The sequence below is a fragment of the Adhaeretor mobilis genome (assembly GCF_007741515.1).
Taxonomy (GTDB): domain Bacteria; phylum Planctomycetota; class Planctomycetia; order Pirellulales; family Lacipirellulaceae; genus Adhaeretor; species Adhaeretor mobilis.
In genome coordinates, this window is record NZ_CP036263.1 from 2,460,037 (window position 1) to 2,479,567 (window position 19,531).

The 19,531-nt window shown below is 55.4% G+C and carries 11 protein-coding genes; 6 read left to right on the forward strand and 5 right to left on the reverse strand.

What is annotated here, in order from left to right:
• Positions 1-63 precede the first annotated feature (63 nt).
• The gene (locus tag HG15A2_RS09685) at positions 64-456 is read right to left on the reverse strand and encodes a hypothetical protein (RefSeq protein WP_145059983.1); all 393 of its coding nucleotides are present in this window, start codon (positions 454-456) and stop codon (positions 64-66) included.
• 26 nt (positions 457-482) lie between these two features.
• Here HG15A2_RS09685 and ltrA point away from each other — a divergent pair, with 26 nt between their 5' ends.
• Positions 483-1,817 (forward strand): group II intron reverse transcriptase/maturase, encoded by a 1,335-nt coding sequence (gene ltrA / locus HG15A2_RS09690; protein WP_145059985.1) that lies wholly within the window; start codon positions 483-485, stop codon positions 1,815-1,817.
• A 338-nt stretch (positions 1,818-2,155) separates the two neighbouring features.
• On the opposite strand, the gene HG15A2_RS09695 is transcribed toward ltrA, so the two are convergent.
• Together HG15A2_RS09695 and HG15A2_RS09700 are read right to left on the reverse strand one after the other, a co-directional pair.
• Positions 2,156-3,040, reverse strand: a complete 885-nt coding sequence (locus tag HG15A2_RS09695) for a hypothetical protein (protein ID WP_218932446.1) — start codon at positions 3,038-3,040, stop codon at positions 2,156-2,158.
• A gap of 722 nt (positions 3,041-3,762) precedes the next feature.
• A complete protein-coding gene (locus HG15A2_RS09700) occupies positions 3,763-7,458 on the reverse strand; it encodes an MFS transporter (RefSeq protein ID WP_145059987.1) in 3,696 nt (1,231 codons plus the stop codon).
• 151 nt (positions 7,459-7,609) lie between these two features.
• Here HG15A2_RS09700 and HG15A2_RS09705 point away from each other — a divergent pair, with 151 nt between their 5' ends.
• Positions 7,610-8,914 carry a HEAT repeat domain-containing protein gene (locus HG15A2_RS09705; RefSeq protein ID WP_145059989.1) on the forward strand — a complete coding sequence of 435 codons (1,305 nt, stop codon included), beginning with the start codon at positions 7,610-7,612 and terminating at the stop codon, positions 8,912-8,914.
• Positions 8,915-9,229: 315 nt separating this feature from the next.
• On the opposite strand, the gene HG15A2_RS09710 is transcribed toward HG15A2_RS09705, so the two are convergent.
• A complete protein-coding gene (locus HG15A2_RS09710) occupies positions 9,230-10,639 on the reverse strand; it encodes an IS4 family transposase (RefSeq protein ID WP_145059991.1) in 1,410 nt (469 codons plus the stop codon).
• Positions 10,640-11,051: 412 nt separating this feature from the next.
• Here HG15A2_RS09710 and HG15A2_RS09715 point away from each other — a divergent pair, with 412 nt between their 5' ends.
• From HG15A2_RS09715 to HG15A2_RS09730, 4 genes are all read left to right on the forward strand, one after another.
• Positions 11,052-14,186 (forward strand): beta strand repeat-containing protein, encoded by a 3,135-nt coding sequence (locus tag HG15A2_RS09715; RefSeq protein ID WP_218932447.1) that lies wholly within the window; start codon positions 11,052-11,054, stop codon positions 14,184-14,186.
• Positions 14,187-14,953: 767 nt separating this feature from the next.
• Positions 14,954-15,892 carry a hypothetical protein gene (locus tag HG15A2_RS09720; RefSeq protein ID WP_145059994.1) on the forward strand — a complete coding sequence of 313 codons (939 nt, stop codon included), beginning with the start codon at positions 14,954-14,956 and terminating at the stop codon, positions 15,890-15,892.
• Positions 15,893-16,179: 287 nt separating this feature from the next.
• Positions 16,180-16,890 (forward strand): M15 family metallopeptidase, encoded by a 711-nt coding sequence (locus tag HG15A2_RS09725; RefSeq protein ID WP_218932448.1) that lies wholly within the window; start codon positions 16,180-16,182, stop codon positions 16,888-16,890.
• 29 nt (positions 16,891-16,919) lie between these two features.
• Positions 16,920-18,080, forward strand: a complete 1,161-nt coding sequence (locus HG15A2_RS09730; RefSeq protein WP_218932449.1) for a C40 family peptidase — start codon at positions 16,920-16,922, stop codon at positions 18,078-18,080.
• A 2-nt stretch (positions 18,081-18,082) separates the two neighbouring features.
• Here HG15A2_RS09730 and HG15A2_RS09735 read toward each other — a convergent pair whose 3' ends face one another.
• Positions 18,083-19,252, reverse strand: coding sequence for a DUF819 family protein (locus HG15A2_RS09735; protein ID WP_145059997.1), 1,170 nt, complete (start codon positions 19,250-19,252; stop codon positions 18,083-18,085).
• Between the last annotated feature and the right edge of the window lie 279 nt (positions 19,253-19,531).

The window sequence follows — 19,531 nt, forward strand, 5'->3', positions numbered from 1 at the left end:
GAGTCTTGCGTGGTGTCGGGCAACCGCTACTGCGAAGCGTAGACAGCGAGTCCGAAAGCCATGCTATTGAGCGTCGAAAGACCCAATCGCGGGAGCCTTTGCCTTTCGATGACCAAGGGCCACGCTACTGCACCGTAATGGTCTGGTGCAAACAGTCCTGCCGGCGTCGGTTAAGAACATGGCAAACGGATGATTGAGATTCCCCAGGAACTTGAGAGATCCTGTTGCTTCCTCGGCAACTTCCCGGTCGGAGACACCGGGTAAACAACTCCAGGCCTTGGCGGCGCACTCGTCCGTCAGGGAACGAATAACGAGTGCAACCGAGGTATCGCCAAACGAAGGAAACGAAGTGCGGCGAGATGGGCAGCAGGAAGTCATAGCGTCTTGATAGTACCGCTGAAGCTGGCGAACTTCACCCCGTTGGAGCCAGTGGAGGGAAGCGAGACGTCGAATCATGGAACCGTTTTTGAGAAACACGACGAATGCATCGAAATTCGACAAGCGTGTCCACGAAACAGAAACGGATAGCAGTGTTGGCGAAACAGTCACCAGAGATGGCCTTCACCTCGCTTGCCTATCTAATGGACATCGACTGGCTCAAGGAAGCGTATCGACGTACGCGTAAGGATGGTGCCGTGGGTGTCGACGGAGTGAACGCGGAACAGTACGAACAGGACCTGGAGAACAACCTCCAGAGCTTGCTCGACCGTGCGAAGTCCGGCGACTACCAAGCACCTCCGGTGCGACGAGTGCACATTCCAAAAGGCGGCTCCACTACGGAGACACGCCCATTAGGAATTCCCACGCTGGAGGATAAAATTCTCCAGCGTGCGGTAGTCATGCTGTTGGAAGCGATCTACGAGCAGGACTTCTTGGACTGTTCCTGCGGCTTCCGACCTGGCCGCTCGGCACACCAAGCGCTCGACTCCTTTCGCGAGCAGACGATGAACTGTTGGCCAAGAGGCAGCATGGTGTTGGAGGTCGATATCCGAAAGTTTTTTGATAATTTGGATCATCAATACCTGCGGCAGTTTCTCCGACTGAGGGTGCGTGATGGCGTGTTGCTACGTCTGATCGACAAGTGGTTGAAAGCGGGCGTGATGGAAGGCGGGGACGTTAGTTACCCCGATGCCGGATCGCCCCAGGGTGGTGTCATTTCACCGTTAATCTCGAACGTGTTCTTGCACTACGTGCTGGATCAATGGTTCGAACAAGAGGTGAAGCCACGCCTGACGGAAAATGCCTTCCTCATCCGCTATGCGGATGACTTCGTGATCGGGTTACGCAATCAGCGTGACGCCGCACGTGTGATGGAAGTCATTCCCAAACGATTTGGCAAGTATGGGCTGACCGTCCATCCCACCAAGACGAAACTCGTTCTGTTTCGCCCTCCTTCGTCGCGGACGAAGAAGGGCAACAGTCCTGATGACCGTCCTGGTACGTTTGACTTGCTCGGATTCACCCACTACTGGGCTGTGTCTCGAAAAGGTCACTGGGTGGTCAAGTTGAAGACCGCTGCCGATCGTTTCACCCGTGCCGTGTGCAGCATCGACAGATGGTGCCGCGACAACAGGCATTTGCCGATTGCAGAGCAGCAACAAAAGCTAAATCAGAAGCTCCGCGGGCACTACGCGTACTACGGCGTCACCGGGAATTCGAAAGCGTTTGCAAGGTTTCTCTGGGAAGTCGAACTTCGATGGCGTAAGTGGCTTAACCGCCGCAACAACATCCGCTCGATGACCTGGCAGAAATTCTGCGCACTGCTTCGTCGCTTCTGTACGCAGCGAAACCGTGATTTGAGGAACCGTATGCTCTAATGCGGGCACGTACGGGTCTGTGGGAGCCCTGGGTGAGAAATCACCCAGGGCCACCTGGTCCTTCGAGCCTAAGGCGGGGCACTCATTTGCTGAGAAACAGACTACCGTTCGCTGCTCAGGACAAAAATGTACTGTGTCATAAACGTCGACCATAGCTGGGCGCCAGATATCCGTTTGCCATCAGCCGGACTACACAATTCTTTGGCCTGGTACTGCGTTCGGTTCGTTTTGAGCAGCAACTCATGAGGCCAATTCGTCATCACATCGAACTTTGACCAGACCTTTGTCGTTCTGCAAGTGAGTGCGTCAGGCGCGGTGGTAGTAGTCTCAATACGACATCAAACAAACTTGCGGCGGAAGCACGCCGCAGAGATCGCGGCCAGAGCCACAAGGCTGGCCATATTCGGTTCCGGTACAAAGTGGCCACGGTCGCTGATGCTTCCGGTCAGGCCTAACGCCTCGAACGGCTGACCGGCGTAGGCACCGGTCAGACTGATGGTCAAGTCGGCTTCGTGCAACAACTCACCGCTGGTGGGGTCGGTGGTATAGTTGTCGGATCCCGCGATCAGCTCCAACAAAAGGCCGTCGGCCGCCAGGTCGATGTCTCCCCCGCCCCCGGGAAACGAGATCTTTAGAACCGTCACGTGCCCACGAAACGGTGGCTTGCGGCCGCTCACCATCCCGTACCCGGGGTCGCTGGAATCGAATACAAAAGTTGTCGGTTCCGAGACGATTTCAAGGTTCGATTGCGCTCTGGCGACCGGCGATTCGCCCAATAAAGCTGCGAAGTCGGCGTCGGGATCGATGTCGGTGAATCCGAGATCGAATCGCAGGTCGATCGAGCGGTAGAGGTCAAACTCAAAACCGTCGGCGCCGCCGGGCCCGGGTCCCGCTAGCATGTCGGGCGCGACAATCATGTCGGGGGCGACGATCATGTCAGGCGCGACCGTCGAGTACTGCCGAGTCGATTCAGAGCCTTTCGCCAAGTTGAGCGAGATCTCGGTCAGCACCCCGGCGCCGCCGGGGCCTAAGGGCAGCGTCGCAACGCCACCAGCCGATATCGCCTCGATGCTCGACCGAAAGAGGATCGGCGTGCTCTTATCGATTTGTGCGAACGCGTCGTGTGGCGTTAGCAGGCAAGCAAGTGTAAGGGCCACCGGCGCTAACCGCGGGAGCGACCTAGAAAAACAGGTGGCGGCGCGCAAGATCATCGTGCGTAACATTAGCGGTCTCTGGAATGAGGTTGGTCAAAGATGAGAATCTGCAGCACATCAACGAAAGTCGGCTACTGCTGCTGATATCGGTCAGGAGCCTAAGTTTGAATATAGTTCGAGTGAGTGCGGGAATCAACCGATTGCCTCTGGCAGGCAGCCCGTACTGGTAACACCCGGGCCAGCAAACCTCGGAGGAAGCTAGGCCATTGACGGAAACCGAGCGAAGGGCGCAAAGACGCAAAGGATTGCCAGGACCGCCGAGTTCGGCTCGGGAACTGAAACGCCATCGTTGAGGGCGTGACCTAAGCTGCAGGAAGTTGGGCCAATTGCTCTCTTGAAAGGTCCACTCAAACTACAAGAGGTGGCGAAGACCTCAGAGTCGGTGGTGTCAAATCTGCAACCCAACAAAAGGTGATGGGGAGCCACCACAGTCTTCAGTTTTGTGACAAAGGTGAAAATGTTCTGTGTCATTCAGCCAGATCGCCTTCGCAACACGTGAGGCATCGACCTGGGGTAGATAATGTCCCAATAACAGACGTTATTGGGACTTCTCTGACTAAGCACCTCGCACCACGACTTACGTCGATGCTGGCGTTCCGAAAGCCGTCTCAGTATCAGAGTTCCAAAACGTGACAAGCCTGTAGCTTTTGGGACATTCTTAAGTGCAAAATTATACAAATGTGAGCGGTACGCGTCTGTGCGACACGAACCACATGAAAGCGCATGTCTCGCTACTTGTCTCCAAAGTTTTCCCACGCCAAGTCGCTGATGCCTTTGAGGTCGAGTTTACCTGTGCCGAGCAGCGGGATCTCCTCGACTTCGAGGAAGCTGTCCTTGCCAGGGATATAGATGTTGGGCAGCCCCAAACTCCGGAGATGTTCGATGATTTGCTCAGGCGTGTAGTTGAGCTTCTTGTGAAGCACGATCAGCCGCTCGCCTTTCCTCTCGTCCGGCACAGAGGATACGACGACGAGCACTTCGTCCTCGTTGCCGTCAGCCACAAACTCAGCGATGGACTCTTCGATTTTGAGATGGGGGACCATCTCGCCGCCAATTTTTGAAAAGCGGCTCAAGCGGCCGGTGATCTCGATAAAGCCATGCTTGTCGATCTTCGCGAGGTCGCCGGTGGTGTACCAACCGTCGCGCATCACCTCGGCGGTCTTCTCGGGCTGGTTCAGGTAGCCCTTCATGACGTTCGGGCCCTTTACCATGAGCATGCCCGCGGTATCGATGGGTAAGTCTTCGAAAGAATCGGGATCGACGATCTTTGCAGCGACACCAGGCACGGGGCGACCCACGGTGCCTTCTTTGAGATCGATTTGCTCGTGATGCGAACGGCTTGGCGGCACGTTTACGGAAACCAGCGGCGATAGCTCGGTCGTGCCGTAGCCCTCGACGGGTCGTACACCGAATTTCTTCTCGAAGGCTTCGCAAAGCGCGACGGGCAGCTTTTCGGCACCACCCACTGCGATTTCCAGTTTCTCGAAGTCAGCCGGGTCGCAACGTCGCAGATAGTTTCTCAAGAACGTGGGAGTCGCGAGCATGACGCTGGCGTCCCATTTCTTGGCGAGCTTGCCGATCTGCTTCGCTTCTAACGGTGAGAAGTGATACGCTGCGCGAACGTCCAGGCCCATGATCGTCCACAGCGTGACCGTGAAGCCTAGCGAGTGGAAGAACGGCACGACGCCGAGTACGGTATCGTTCTTGGTAAGGTGGATCACATGATCGATCGCGTCGACGTTTGATCCCACATTGTGGAAAGTCAGTACAACGCCCTTCGGATCGCCTGTGCTGCCGGAAGTGAAGATGACGGTGAGTTCATCGTCGCCGGTGAGTCGATTGAGCCCAAGAATTTGATCGAGTAGCGCCGCCGGCGTTGCGTACGCCATGGTGACACCAGCAAGTTTGTCTGCGAGAGTGACTTTCTCTTTGAAGTCCTCCAAGAGCACGATCTCAGCATCGATCTTCATATCGAGCTTGTCGAGAACTTTCTGCGTGGTGAGCACATGCTTGATACCTGCCTTCGCAATGCAGCGATTCATGATTTCGGCAGACACCGTGTAGTTCAAGTTACAGGCAACCTTGCCGCAGAGCGTGACGGCATTGTTTACTACAACTGCGCCAGTCGAGGGCGGGATTAGAATGCCGACGTACTTCTCTTCAGCTGTAAAAACGTCTCGCTGCAAGAGCCGTCGCAGGATGAAAGTCTTCAGCAAGATCTGACCACCGGTGAGCGACACGCCGCTCGAGTCGGCTATTTTCCACCGGAACATCGACTTGCGGCATTTGCGAATCATGGCGCGCGGCAAAATCATGGTGTGTTGCTTTCTTGCTGTGGCCGCCGTGGCACTCAGTTGCTGGACGGCGTCACGGACCTGATAGATATTCTTTGGCGATTCGATTTGCTCGCCAAACCAAATGGACACGCGACGAGGAAGCAGCTTTGTGGGCCACTTCCAGAAAAATCTGCCGCCACGGAACGTAAAGATACTGCCCCATAGCTCATCCAGGTAGACCGGCAGCACCGACGCGTTGGTTCCTTTCAAGATTTCCAGCATCCCAGGGCGGAAAGGCTGGAGCTGCCCGCTGCGAGTGATCGCCCCTTCCGGGAACATGCAGACGAGCTCGCCATTGTTGAGCGCGTCGCGGGCAGTGGCAATTGCCGAGCGGGCAGCCTTCGGCGAGCGTTTGATCGGAATCGCCTGCATGATCCTCGCAATGCCATCCGACCACCAACTACCCAACATGCTGCCCGCCACGATCATGCGCACTGGTCGCTGCGAAATGGCTACCAGGAGCAGCCCATCGAGCCATGACACGTGGTTGGGCGCGAGCAGCGCGGCACCTTCCTCAGGAAGGTTCTCTACTTGCTTGAGCTTAATGCGATAGAACGTATGCGTGATGAGCCACGCGAGGAAGCGAATCGTTGCTTGCGGAATCGAAACAACGATGTACGCGAATACGGGAATCGTAAGCACGCCGCACAGCAGGAAGATTTGCCGCGCACTCATAAAGGGATGGCCGTTCACTTCGTCGTAGACCTTGTCCACGACCCCGGGATGCGCGGGGTAGCGTTCCATGAAGGTAGATTTATCGAGCGGCAAGTTACTCTGCTTAACTTGCAACATTTCTTCCCAGATGAGCGTTGCCTTCTCATGCTCTACCGATTGAGATTCGTATTGCTGGGTGACGTTTTCCAATGCTGCGTCGCGGGTAGGTAGCCGGAACGTCATGAATGCGAGCGATGCCAGCAAGATGCCCGAGAAGGTAATGAAGTTGCTTGCCGCGAGGATGGAGCCCCGTTCGTTCGACGGACTGTATCGCTGCATGTAGGAAGCTAGTGGCACATCGAACAAGCCGCCGGAGAAACCGAGTAGGAACAACAGCACGCTGGCAGCCACGTAGCTAAGGGTCCAGCTTCCGCTAGGAGCGAATAGTTCGCCTTCCACTGTGAACAGCATGAGTCCACAGAACGCCAAGCCTCCTGCGCCAAGGGGCAACATGCCCAGCTCGACACGCCCTTTAGACCAAACCCCTGCGAGCACGCTGCCCGCACCAACGCCGACCACCAGCGCGACCAGCAATCCTGCCATTTGACTCTGTCGACTGCTGCCACCTTCGACGGCGAATTGATCGATGTTCAAATTCGCTAGGCCCCCCAACGACCAGAAGAAGGCGATGCCAATGGCCACTCGCAACATGCCGGGCGTTTTGGCGAGGGTTTTCAAATCGCGAAAGGTTTGCTGCCACGCGTCCCAAGGGAATCGACGGTCAGGGGCCGCTACTGGCAGCGGCTTGATCAGGAGGCTCGTCCCCCAGCCCGCTCCGGCAACTCCGAGTAGGACCAGCGCGGAGAGCCACCAGCCTTCTTGTCCGAATGGCCCCGTCACATCAGCCAATACGCTTCCCACAACTGAACCCACGGCCGTGGCGATGACCGTCGTAAGACCGATCAGCCCGTTGGCCGCGGAGATGCGGCTATCGTCGAGCATCTCGGGAATGCTACCCAGTTTTGATGGCCCGAACAGTGCGCTCTGCGCCCCCATGAGTCCCAAAACTGCGAGTAGTAGCCAGACTTCGCCCACAAGGATCGCGCCTACGGCTAGAGCCATGATGACCATCTCGGCCAACTTGCAGGCTACGATCACTTGCCGTTTGCTAAAACGATCGGCGAGATAACCTGCCGGGGCGGCTAGCAGCAGGTACGGCAGCACAAAAGCGACGGTGCCTGCCGCGAGGATCATTCCCACGCCAGACTGCTCGACATGCTGCTTTCCGACTCCAATGATCAGCCAGCGCAGGATGTTGTCGTTGGAAGCCCCGAGCAGCTGCGTGAGCAGGAGCCCCATGAAACTTGGAGACAGTAGCGACCGGTCACGCTCGACGGCGGCAAAGTGCTTGCTGCCAGCAGTGGGGGAAGCCGCCATCGAAGAAGGGGTGCTCGTGACTGGAATCGAAATGGTATATGCCAGGGCGACGATCGCCGGAAACTCATGCCTCCCTTTACTTTAACTTGCCCAGGGGCACGAATCCAAGGCTGATCTTGCCGACATTTGGCTGTTCCCAGAGAATCCGCCCATGAGCGGTCCAATACAAACGTCAAAACAAGCGCCAAATCAAGCACCTTGGTTCGATAAAGCCGAAGCTCTTCGCTTGGCGTTCTTCTTCGCGGTGGTGGGCTTCGCGTGTCTACTTTGGATTTGTGTACCTCGGGTCGTCTCTTGGCAGCAGCAGAAGGTTGTTGTGGCACTGGCCCAGCGAGCAGAAAGCGAGCAGGCGGGCGTTGCTCAAAAAGCCATTCGCGATCTGGGCAAGCTGGGCCGTCCAGCCATCGCGGAGCTGACTCGTTTGGCTTCCTCGCAGCAGGTCCCCTCCGCAGGAGCTGCCCAGAAGCAGTTGTCGCTACTACTAGCGCACTGGGAAATGCTCAGCGAAGAGGAACTGGCCACTGAAGAGTCTGCGGCGGGCATCGTGGAACTGGGGGATTCGCTCGCAGCGCACTCTCACCAACTAGGCCCGGCTGGGAAACGTTGGGCCGAGCGGCTTACGCTGCGATTGCTTGAGCAAGTCGCCGAATTGCCGCCGCATCTCGCTGCCAAGCTGCTCAGGGCGTGCGATCAAACTCTGGTTGCAATACCTCCCCAAGGCCCGCGTGAGGGGAGCTTTGTTACCGAAGTGCCGCCTCTTGAAAACGTTGCTGTGCCACTCAAATCGCCGGGGATTGATGTTTCGCTCCTTGCCGATCAATCCGTCGATAAAGCGCCCCTTCGCTTCCGCGAACCCCAGGCGGCCTTCCTACCTGCTCCGTTGAGTCCCTCAGAAACGCCATCCGAGCTTCGACCGAACTCCGACCTCAATTGGCAGGGGCGCACTCCGATCTCTGCGGCTCCGGTTCTTGAGGGTGAGGGAAGTGTTCCAAAAGGTGACGTAGCGACGTCCGCAAGCGTACCGAAGGTTGTCGCCATAATTTCACCGCAGCAAGCTCGCCAATTGTTGAGAGAATACTCATCCTGGGAGGCAAGGGAACTCATTCTCGAACTCCAGCAGGTTGATCGTTACCGCGGGTCGATCATCCGCGAAGCCTTACAGCGACGTGGTTATAGCGAAGCGGAGCTTACCTTGTTCGGCCGACTGGCATCCCCTGAGCTGGCAGATCGACAGAAACTACTTGAACTGGCGGGCAACCTACCGCCGGATTCGGCGCGCCGCTTACTGGTCGCACTGATTGACGATCCCGCCCCGGAGGTGCGCCTAGCGGCGCTGACTGCCTTCGCCACGACCGGTGATCCACGAGTTCGCAGTATTGCGGAGCGACGGGCCAAGGTAGAGACCGATGAACGCGTCGCGAAGCTGGCAGGTCGGCTGTTGAAAGAAGAGCGGTAGGGGTAGAGTGGTAACGGAGCAGAAACGTGCGCATACGGCCATGAGTGACCAAGAGAACGTCACCATAGATTTATTACCAGCCGACGCAGCCCAAGAATCCGACTGTTTTGGAAGCCAAATTAGCTCCCAAGAAACTTGCCCTTCGAGGCCCAGGGCGATGCCTCATGTGTCGTATAGTAAGTGGCCAGATTGGGACCTTGCGTAATGAATTTGACCGATCTTGGGGCTGCCGTTCGAGACAGAGGTCATCGACACCTCTGCGAGTTAGAACTAGCCGCCATCTGCCTCGGTTGATGCAACGAATGGCACGTAGATTTACCTAACTCCTTTCACCATTTCGCTTTTGATCACGTGACGTGGTTTTCTTAGAAACGCAAAGTGCTTGGGCCTTCGTTTCAATAGGCGTGGCTCGAATCGGTCGGGTCGATCGGCAACACGATGGCTGGCGACGCAATCCAGCAACTGTTGATAAAGGATCATTCGGTGCGCACCCCCTCGACACGCTTGGTAATCAATCAGCCGTTGAAACTCTTCAAGGAATTGCAGAGCTCCTTTGAAGCTAACCGTGCGCGGCTGAATGCCATGCTTACTTGCTGCTTGAGCCATGATCGTGCGAATGAGATTGTAGGCGAGGACGTGTGTCCAGATTTCCTTGCGGACCAATTCGGGCGTCTTGCAGCGCAAAACGTCCATCTGCAAGGTCTGTTTCACCGAGCGCAGATCAAGTTCCACATTCCAGCGTGCTCGATAAAGTTCCCCGATGTCTTCTTTGGTAAACTCCTTGGCATCGAGTAGCGTCGTTACGACAACGATCGTCTTGCTGCGAAAGCCAGCTTGCTTGATATGAATACGACATTCACGGACCGTGAGAAACTCGGGTAGCAGTTTCTGAGCTTGCCAACTGAGCGAGCGTATCTGCGGTCTGGGCCACTGAACAAGGTGATCTTCCTTACCCAGTCGCTTTCCTTTTCGGAAGTCGGCCTTTCGCATCGCCTGCAGCCCAGAGACCGAATCGACGCCTCGCTGCTTGAGCGTGCATAGCTCTCGCCACGTGCAATAGAGCCGATCGGTCAGCACCACGTCGCCAGGGCGAAAGAAGTGCCAGAGCGCGCGAAACACGCTCAACTCGCCTTGCCCCTTACCTGCATAACGACAAATCCCCAGGTTAATGATGGCGCCACAGGAAAGTGAAAAGATGGCGGCGACCCGTGCTAGTGGAAAGCCGAGACCCGGTTTCTGCGAATCATGTTGGGGGTAAGCATTCTGATTCTCAGGCGTATCGGGCATCGTTACCGTGGAGCCATCGAACAGATACACGCGACGGTTCTTCCAAAGCCAGTCCGATTGAGCACTCTTATCAAGGGCTTGCCCTGTCTCTTGTGCGACATCGGAGAAAAACTCCTCCGGCAAACGTTTTCTCGCTTGGCAGTACGCGCCAGTTTCTGGCGAGCATTCACTTTGGCCTTGGGATAGGCGATGCGTAAGTAAGCGCGCGACGGCTGCCCGACAGGAATGATCGGCGCTCAAAACTTGGCTCAGAAAAACCCACAGCGTTACTCGCGGTGGGTAGATGCTGTCGTTCCAAACGACCTTGGACGCTGTCAGTGCTTGCGAAACAATCTGCTCGGAAAGAACATCGGTGAAAGGCAAGTCGCCGTCTTGAAGAAACTGGCGTCGCAGAAAACTGACCTGTTGTTGAAAACGATCTTGGTTAAAATTGCCCATCAGAAGGCCTCCTTGCTAGCGATGGTTGTGTTAGACAACACCATCTGTGCAAGTGAGGCCTTTTTTGCCTAGGTCAGTTCGGCGTAAACACTTACAGAAATCTACGTGCCATTCGTTGATGCAACCGCTGCGAGTTTGAGTAGCGATGAATTGCAATCGGTGGGGCGACTGAAGTAGCGTACGATGCCGACTCCCCGCACTATCGATCGATAGACTGTGCTCCGATTTAAGCACTTTCAAGCCTCAGAAGACTACATCGCTAGGTAACCGCCGCGAGCACTTCAACACTCAGTCCCAGTCCCTGCCTCTCATTGCTGATTGCTTGTAAGTAGTCCGTCGTGTGGGCATAATGAACGCTGGTCTGGGACATCGATCGTCTTCTTTTCTTTTTGCTGGTCAATATGAGGATCCCATGATATCGCGCAAATCCTCTGTCCGTGTCGCAATTTCTGTACTTACCGCGCATGCTTACTTGCTGGGTAGCTGTAGCGAGGGGCAGACAGTCCACAATTGGAACAATGCCGCAGGCGGGAACTACAACTTCTCCTTCAATTGGACGCCCGGCAATGTTCCCGATGGGACGTCTGAGTCTGCACGATTCAATCTCGCCAGTACCTATGACGTGTTTCTATTCGGCGATCGTACGGTGAGCGATCTGTTGGTCAACGACGGCAATGTTCGTCTCACTCGACCTGCCACAGCGACCAGCGGCGTTACCTATACGGTCGATGACGATGCATTTGTGACCGGTGCGACGTTCGCGCTAGAAAAAACTTTTTCGACTCACAGCATTATTCTTGATGTGAGCGATCGCTTGGAGGTACATGACACTGCATTTTTCAACGTGAGCGATGGGGCCGCGATTATCGTGAACGGTCAGTTGCGGGTCGGTGCCGATTCTAGTGGCGACGGTGAGCTTTCGCTCACGGGCACAGGGACGACGCTCAGTACTTCTGCTGCGGACACAGCGGTTATCGGAGGGTCGGGAAGCACGGGGACTTTGAACCTCAAGAATTCGGCAACAAGCACAATTGGTGGGGACCTGCATCTCGCGCAATCCAATGCAACAGGGTCCGCCGCTGAACTAAACCTCAGTACGAATGCCACCCTGGATGTCGCAGGCGACTTAAACATGGTCAGCGGCGGTAGCAATAACCAAGATGGCGTGTTCAACGTCAACTCGACCGCGCTGTTCACCCTCGATGGCAACACCAACATCGGTGCTGGGACAGGCACCACGCAAACCACAGCTGTCGCAGTAGGTGGTACTTTTACGCAAAATGGCACTTCGACTTTCAACCTCGGCACTAGCACAGGTGCGGGAAACTCGTCGAGTTTCGTGGTCGACACGGGTGGCGTAGCAAGCACGGGAACTGGAAACATCTCAATTGGCGATACAGGCGCGCTCAATATTCAAAACAACGGAACGTTCAACGCAAATGGCCCGCTAACGATGTCTGCGGAGAGTTCGCTAACACTAAGCGGCAGTAACAGCCGACTGAACGCCAATGCCGGACTCGACAACTCCGCGGGGGGAGCACTTAATTTTTCTACCGGACGGATGACAGTCACAAATGGGGCATTCGTACCCAACGCGGGCGGGGCCGGCGCTAGCTATTCTCTCAACGGAGCTGTTCCGAACTTGAAGCTCAGTACCGGAGCAACCGCAACGTTCGGCGGCACGCTAAGTGTTGCTGATAGTGCGGGCAGTCAAGTGATTTTTGCGATTGAGGACGGGGCAGCCGTGTTAAGTGGCGACGCCATACTTGCCAATCAGGATAATTCAGCAGCAATTGCCACGCTCACTGGAGCGGATTCCACTTGGAACGTGACCAATCAGTTGATCGTCGGCAACTCAGGCTCCGGAAATCTGGCGGTACGAGACGGTGCGATGCTGCAGAGCAACTCGGGGATTATCGGTAACAATGTGCTTAACTTTTCTCCCCAACTCCCAACCGTAGTTGATGTTCGAAATCCCGGATCAACGTGGAATGTCACGGATTCCCTGATCGTTGGCAACGCCGAACGGGGAAAGCTCACCATTGCGGATGGTGGGCGGGTTTCCAGCACGACCGGTTTTGTCGCCTTCTCAGCGGCAGTGCTTTCTTCTTCGGTTGACATCACCGGGCAAGATTCGGAGTGGGAGATTTCTGCTGATCTCTACATCGGTGGAAACACAACCAGCGCGGGAGGCACAGGCGCCCTTGCGGTCAGCGAACAAGGCAAACTTCGCGTAGGCGGAGCGCTCAAAATCTGGCAGGCCGGCTCACTAGTTATTGATAATGGTACAGTCATCGTGGACGGACCACTGGACTTTGCCGAGAGCAGCATCGATTTCACGAGCGGGCGACTCGAACTGAACCATCCCTCGCAGTCACTTATTGTTTACCCCACGGAACTACGTCTCGGCACGAAAAACTTGCTTAACACGACCACCTTGGATGCAACACGCGAATTGGCGGTTGGCGGGGAGTTGCTAGTCACTCCGGTCGCGACATTGACGATTGATGGAGGAAACGTTGAAGCGGGCAGCACGAATTTGCTGGGCGGTAGTCACCTCCGCTTGCAAAGCGCTACCTTCGCGAGTGGGCCCCTGCGTGCCGCCAGTGGATCGCAAATTCACGTCACAGGTGCTGGCGTGGACCTGGGCGATGCTTCGGCAGTCGACGGCGTATTTATTGAAGGCACGTTCAGTTTGAACGGAAACGACGTCGTTCTCTTGGATGCCAACGATGCTGTGTTCGATTCTGGTGCTTTGGTCAACCTAGGTGATTCCGACGGAACTCTCACCGCCGCCAACGGCCTCACGCTTGATTTCGGCGGGAACATAACCGGCTTTGGCACCCTCGAGACTCCCAACGATTCAGGCAAACCACTCATCAACAACGGCCATATCCGTGGAAATTCGCTCGCCGATGCAGTTTTCCTCACCGGATACGTCAAAGGCGTCGGCACCTGCGACAACTGCGTCATCACCGGCACCGATGCACCGGGATTCTCACCGGCTAGTGTCAATCGTGGCAGCGTCAGCTACAACGGCACGTTGGAAATAGAAATCGGCGGATCGTCGACTAGTGACTTCGATCAACTTCATCATGTCTTCGGCGCAGGCATCGCTGATTTGGGTGGCCAGCTTGATGTGGATCTAATTAATGGCTTCTTACCATCAGCGGGAGAGTTTTTTGAAATCATCACAGCCGCGCAGGTGCAAGGGCTATTTGCAGTTCAAAATCTACCAGCGCTTGCGGGTGGATTGCGGTGGCAAGTTGACTACCAACCCACCAGTGTCGTGCTGCGAGTCGCACTGGGTGGCGACTTTGATTTCGATAACGACGTCGATGGACGTGATTTTCTGGTGTGGCAACGCGACTCCGGTGTAGGTAGCTTGGCCGATTGGCAAACGAACTACGGCATGGTGGTCCCTCTCTCGGCCACATCTGCCGCCATACCGGAGCCGTCCACCTGGGTGCTGCTCTCCCTTGCTGTCTTTGGAACTCACCTCACTAGCCACAAGCGAATCGTCGAGCGAGTCATGACAACTCGTTAATCCGCGAAACGGTCAACAACCCACCGTTTATACGCACATCAATTAATAACTCCGCAGCTAGCAACACTAGAGAGCAGCATTTCTCTTGAAGTATCCACGTGCTAGCGACGCGCGGATTTCAATTGAGATGCGTATAAGATACTTCGCTTACAAACTTTAGCGCGCAGAGGCGTGCTCCTCCTCTTTCAGTTTGGGTTTCCTGGAACTGACCGCAGTTGGACCAACCGCTGTCAATTAGGGCAGCTAGTTAAGTGCAAGAGGTGTTCCTGACCGCTGTTTCTAAAGAGCACCAAATGATCTAACCCATGAGTGACCCACCTTGGCTGCATGGCGTGATATTACACGAATGTGGGCGTTGCCCTGGTAAGAGACCTACCGTCGTTGCACGCCACCCCGCGCGTTCACGCGACTAGTAGTTATGTGAGCCCGTTCGTAGTCGGGCATGTGCGTTTGCCTTGGACACCACCCGACGGCCCACAAAGCGTTGCAGGTTGACATCGGGTGTGGGTGTTGCGAACGAGACGACTTCCCCTGCTTCGGTCACCGCCGCCCAACTCGCGTCGGTCACGCGGCGGAGGGAGTGATGTATTAGGCCCGTAGCGTCGGTAGTCGCTCAGGCGGTTCCCGGCACTTTTGGTATTGGATCGGTAGGAAGAGACGCGGGGGCACATTAGCATATAATGTGATGTCGCGGATTAGCATGGCTTTCGCCCAGCATTCTTCGCCATAATAGTGGGGAACTCGCAGCCACCTTAGGAGGCCTCGCCATGAATCCAACTCTGTCACAATTTGCTTGCGTCGTCTATTTGGCAAGTGCATCTCTCCTCGCACCCGCGCACGCCGAATCGGTGGAGAAAGCAGATCCCCTAGAGATCCGCTCGGTTGAGGATCGTGTTCTTACGTTGCCTAGCGACAAGCGTCACACACTTTGGGTTGCGGGAGATTACGAACCAAGTGACGGGGGTGTTGACGTGTTGGTGCACTTTCATGGTTCGCCGCGAGTTGTGCGTGAGAGCACCCACTCGGCGGGGCTGAATTGTGTCGTGATTAGCGTGAACTATGGTGGTTTGTCGTCGGTGTATCGTCGGCCCTTTAGTAAAGATCGAAAGTTGTTTCAGTCGATCCTGTCCGAAGCGCTCATTCAACTGCGTTCTCAATCGGATTTCGCTGACGATGTGAAGTGGCGACGCGTGGCGGTGAGCTCGTTTAGCGCAGGGTTTGGTGCCGTTCGCGAAATATTAAAAACGCCAAGGTATTTTGAACGTGTCGATGGGATCTACCTTGTCGATTCGTTGTATTGCGGCTACGTGGGCGATGGCACCGATCAGGTGGAAACAGGTCTCGTGCATCCCGGATTGATGCAGGACTTTGTGCGGTATGCACAAGAGAGTGCCAACGGCGAGAAGGTGATGATCGTCACGCATTGCGACGGTCCGACGCCTGGCTACGCTAGTACACGCGAAACGGCCGACTACTTGCTGGAAAAGCTGAAACTTGAGCCGCAGTCGGTGGACACGATTGTGCCTGGCCGCTTGCCCACCCAGGTGGATGATTTTCGCTTGTACCGCCAAGCGTCACGTAAAGGTTTTTCACTCTACGGCTCGCCAGGAGGCAACGAGACAGACCACGTCAAGCATCTACAGCACATGGACTATTGGTTACCCAAACTTCCGCTGGCAAAGCAGCAACAAGACTTAGCACAATAGCAACGCCACGTAGCATGACGAATCGCCGTTGCTGCCTGGAACTGCTCTAATTCGAGAATTGCTTGCGCAGGCGAATGTCGACGTTTTCGACGGTTCTCTATAAAATGAAAGTTCAAAAGTTAACCGCGATGTAAAAAAGTGTGGCCTTTCAAATTTCGGTGCCAGCGTACCGTTGGTAGCGATGGTGAACTCCGTGCCCGATCCGACGACCCGTGTGATGTTACTGCTGGGGTTGCCAATCGTATCGCCCAATCGCAAAGCTGCCAATCTTGGCTAAGGAAAAGCGTGTGCAAAAACTTGCAAACATTAGTTTCCTACTGTTGGGAATTTCTTGCACGATACTTACCGGAGCTCGCCCCTTGAGTGCCGAGCAGCCTATGCCGGAGGGGTTCGTGGATGTTTCAAAAATAGTGCCCCGACTGGTCGTCGATTTGCGTTATTTGTCTGACGAGAACTTTGTCGGTGGCCCGATTGACGGCTATCTGAAACCGAGATGCATCCTGACTCGCAAAGCGGCGATGGCACTTCGAGACGTGCAGAGCGAGTTGGCTGAGTTTGGCATGGGCTTGAAAGTGTTCGACGCGTATCGTCCGCAGCAAGCTGTCGATCATTTTGTGCGGTGGTCCAACGACGCTTCAGCCATGAGCTCCAAGGCGAAGTACTATCCTCGAGTCGACAAGAACAATCTATTCCTCGACGGCTACATTGCAGCCAAATCGAGTCACAGTCGTGGCAGCACGGTCGACCTTACCATTGTCACCTTCCAGAATGATGACCAACCGCCAGTGGAACTCGACATGGGCACACCATTCGACTTTTTTGGACCCGAGTCCTGGGGGAACCACTCCGAATTGAGCGCTCAACAGAAGTGCAACCGACTGCTTCTGCGCGCCTTGATGCAAAAGCACCGGTTTCGTCCATATGCTAAAGAATGGTGGCATTTTACATTGGACGACGAGCCTTATCCGAAAAAGTATTTCAACTTTCCAGTGCAATAGGATATTCAAATAGTATGTGGAAGCTAACTATGTTACTCGCGATAGTGTTTCTTTTGCTGTTCTTGCCCACTGGTCGGGTCGAGGCGAAACCCAAAGTGGTTGCGCCCCCGGCTGAAGATGATCGGCTAACGAATCTTGCAAAACAGATCGAGCCCGATCTCGAGGGACGCACAGAACGACTGTCACAATATGTTGAGTTCTTCAGGTCTCAGCTCGGCAATGACACGCGTCTGTTCGCGTTTAGCGTGACTCCGCACGTGACCGATGCAGGCGAAGTATCGTTATCGGGCTATGTCGAGTTTTCGCAGACTCGTACGGGGCTCGTCGGCTTTTTGGAAGCCTTGGGGTTCAAGGTGATTGATGAGGAGTTAGATAGTTTGCCTGCAGAGGACCTTGGTGCAAAGGCGTTCGGATTCGTTAAGACTACACACACACTGAGCTACAGTCGGCCGAGTGAACCACGCAGCGTGGTGACCGACTGCTTGCTGGGCGAACCGCTTTACCTTCTGCGGGAGGAGGGCGATCATCTCTTGGTGCATAGCGGCGAGGGGTACCTTGGGTACGTTGCGTCTGCGGATGTTTATCGAGTCAACGCAAAGGCGTTTGATCTGTTCCCGACGGAGTCTGCCGTGCGAGTGATCGCGAATCACACGCTGGATTCCGGATTGGTTGTCCCTGCAGGAGCGTTGCTCAAGCAGCTTCCAGATGAAAGTGGAAAAGTCGTGTGCGCCTTACCCACGGGTGAGGTCGTCGAGCTTCCTTCAGATAGCTGCGAGCCGACGACACCGCCCACCGAGGATATCGAGCAGGCAATCGAGGTCGGCAAACGCTTGCTCGGGACTCCTTATCATTGGGGCGGCAAAACGTCGAGCGGTGTCGACTGCTCGGGACTTGTGCAAGTGGCATTTTCAACTTGTGGCGTGCACTTGCCGCGGGATTCGAACCAGCAGTTCTTGCTCGGTCAGTTGACTGCCACGCGATGGCACACTTCCGGTTTGCGTCGGGGCGATACCTTGTACTTTTTGGGCTCGAACGGTCGTATTCGCCATACGGCACTCTATCTTGGCGACTCACGTTTTCTCCAGGCAGAGATGCCGGCGGTGAATGTCCGCAGCTTTAACCCAGAGCATGAAGAATACGACGAAAGGCGCGTCAAGGCTTTCGCGTTCGGCAAGCGGCTTTGGCAGTGAGCCTAACTTACCATACGGCACAGTAGTGCCGTTGCGTAAGCAGCAAAATTCCCCACCGCATAGCCAATCAGTGCCATCAAGATGCTCGCCGGCACCAAGCTTTCTTTGTGATGCGACGCGACCACCGGTGCAGAGGCGGCACCGCCGATGTTGGCGGCGCTGGCGATCGCCGCTGTATGCACGTCGACTTTCAATAACTTGGCCCCCAGCAAGCAAAACGCGCCATGGATAAATATCCAGATCAAGGCCCCGGCGATAAATGGAAACGCTTGGTCTGCCACCTGCTCCAGCGCGGCGGTGGCTCCCATGCGTGCCACATAAAGATAGACAAACGCCATGCCCATTTCGTGACTGCCGGGTATCTTGCCCAACTTCGTGAACGACAGACCAATACCGATGCTTGTGATCAGCAGCATTCTCCAAGTGCCGACATCCAGATAGGGCTTTCTGACCGGAAGTAGGTTGGCAGCCAGATCGGCGAGCCAAGTTGCCGTGAGCGCGATACATAGCAAATACAAGACATCAACAGTCTTGATTGCTCTTGTTTCAGAAAACTCTGCGGCGGCCGCTGCTTCCATACGTTCTATCCGATCGTCTGCGACACCGGTGTAAGTGGCAAACCAGCCAGCAAACTTTTTTGAGCCGAGCAGGATCGGTAGCCATACGATGTAGATCGTCGAGTCGCCAATGACCGCCAGGCCGATATCAGCGCCGCTGGCGTCAATCATTTCACTAACGGCGGCCATGTTGCCAGTGCCGCCAATCCAACTACCGGCCAACACTCCAAAAGCCTTCCAGGCATCTGGACCTAGCCACCCTTTGACGACCCATAGTCCGATTGGCGCTCCGATCATCACCCCCAGAGTGCCGAAGAGCATGACGCCCACGCCTTTGCCTAGCACCCGCAAGGCCGCGCCGATGTTGACGTTCAGCAGCAGCAGGATCAGCATCATCGGCAGCAACAGGTTCTTCATCTCGGTGTACACTGGCGAAGAGGTGGGAAGTACGCCGGTGTTCGACAGGATGACAGGTGCCAGGTAGATGAAAATCAGCGGAGGTAGATACTGAAAGAGCTTCCATCCGGTGCTTTTTTCGAGCCAGAAAAAGAAGGCACAAATGCCACTCAAGCTTGCCAAAATTCCGACGGCACTTGTGATAGGCAACCAGTCCATAGAGCTTACTTTCGAGGTGAGACAAGCGGGGAGCAATGATTTCGTAATAAGTCGGTCCACGCCAGAGCGTGAGACTTTTAGTTCGCGGCCAAAGAGCAAAGTTGAACGCTCTTACTAAATCTGCCGGATATTGGCTGAACACTCAAATTGAATGGTTTAGCGCACATAGCCAAATTATTGTGCGATTGCCAATCGACGAGAACCGGAAATAGGCGAGAGAAGCTATTAAGAGTCGCAGGCCGGGCGTGACGACGAAACATGCAGTAATGGGACGGGCAG

Excerpts from the sequence above, each read along its gene's own strand:
- HG15A2_RS09735 (WP_145059997.1), bottom strand. The coding sequence starts at position 19,252 with ATGGACTGGTTGCCTATCACAAGTGCCGTCGGAATTTTGGCAAGCTTG.
- HG15A2_RS09700 (WP_145059987.1), bottom strand. The coding sequence starts at position 7,458 with ATGGCGGCTTCCCCCACTGCTGGCAGCAAGCACTTTGCCGCCGTCGAG.
- HG15A2_RS09710 (WP_145059991.1), bottom strand. The coding sequence starts at position 10,639 with ATGGGCAATTTTAACCAAGATCGTTTTCAACAACAGGTCAGTTTTCTG.
- HG15A2_RS09695 (WP_218932446.1), bottom strand. The coding sequence starts at position 3,040 with ATGTTACGCACGATGATCTTGCGCGCCGCCACCTGTTTTTCTAGGTCG.
- HG15A2_RS09730 (WP_218932449.1), top strand. The coding sequence starts at position 16,920 with ATGTTACTCGCGATAGTGTTTCTTTTGCTGTTCTTGCCCACTGGTCGG.
- HG15A2_RS09715 (WP_218932447.1), top strand. The coding sequence starts at position 11,052 with ATGATATCGCGCAAATCCTCTGTCCGTGTCGCAATTTCTGTACTTACC.
- HG15A2_RS09685 (WP_145059983.1), bottom strand. The coding sequence starts at position 456 with ATGATTCGACGTCTCGCTTCCCTCCACTGGCTCCAACGGGGTGAAGTT.
- HG15A2_RS09705 (WP_145059989.1), top strand. The coding sequence starts at position 7,610 with ATGAGCGGTCCAATACAAACGTCAAAACAAGCGCCAAATCAAGCACCT.
- ltrA (WP_145059985.1), top strand. The coding sequence starts at position 483 with ATGCATCGAAATTCGACAAGCGTGTCCACGAAACAGAAACGGATAGCA.
- HG15A2_RS09720 (WP_145059994.1), top strand. The coding sequence starts at position 14,954 with ATGAATCCAACTCTGTCACAATTTGCTTGCGTCGTCTATTTGGCAAGT.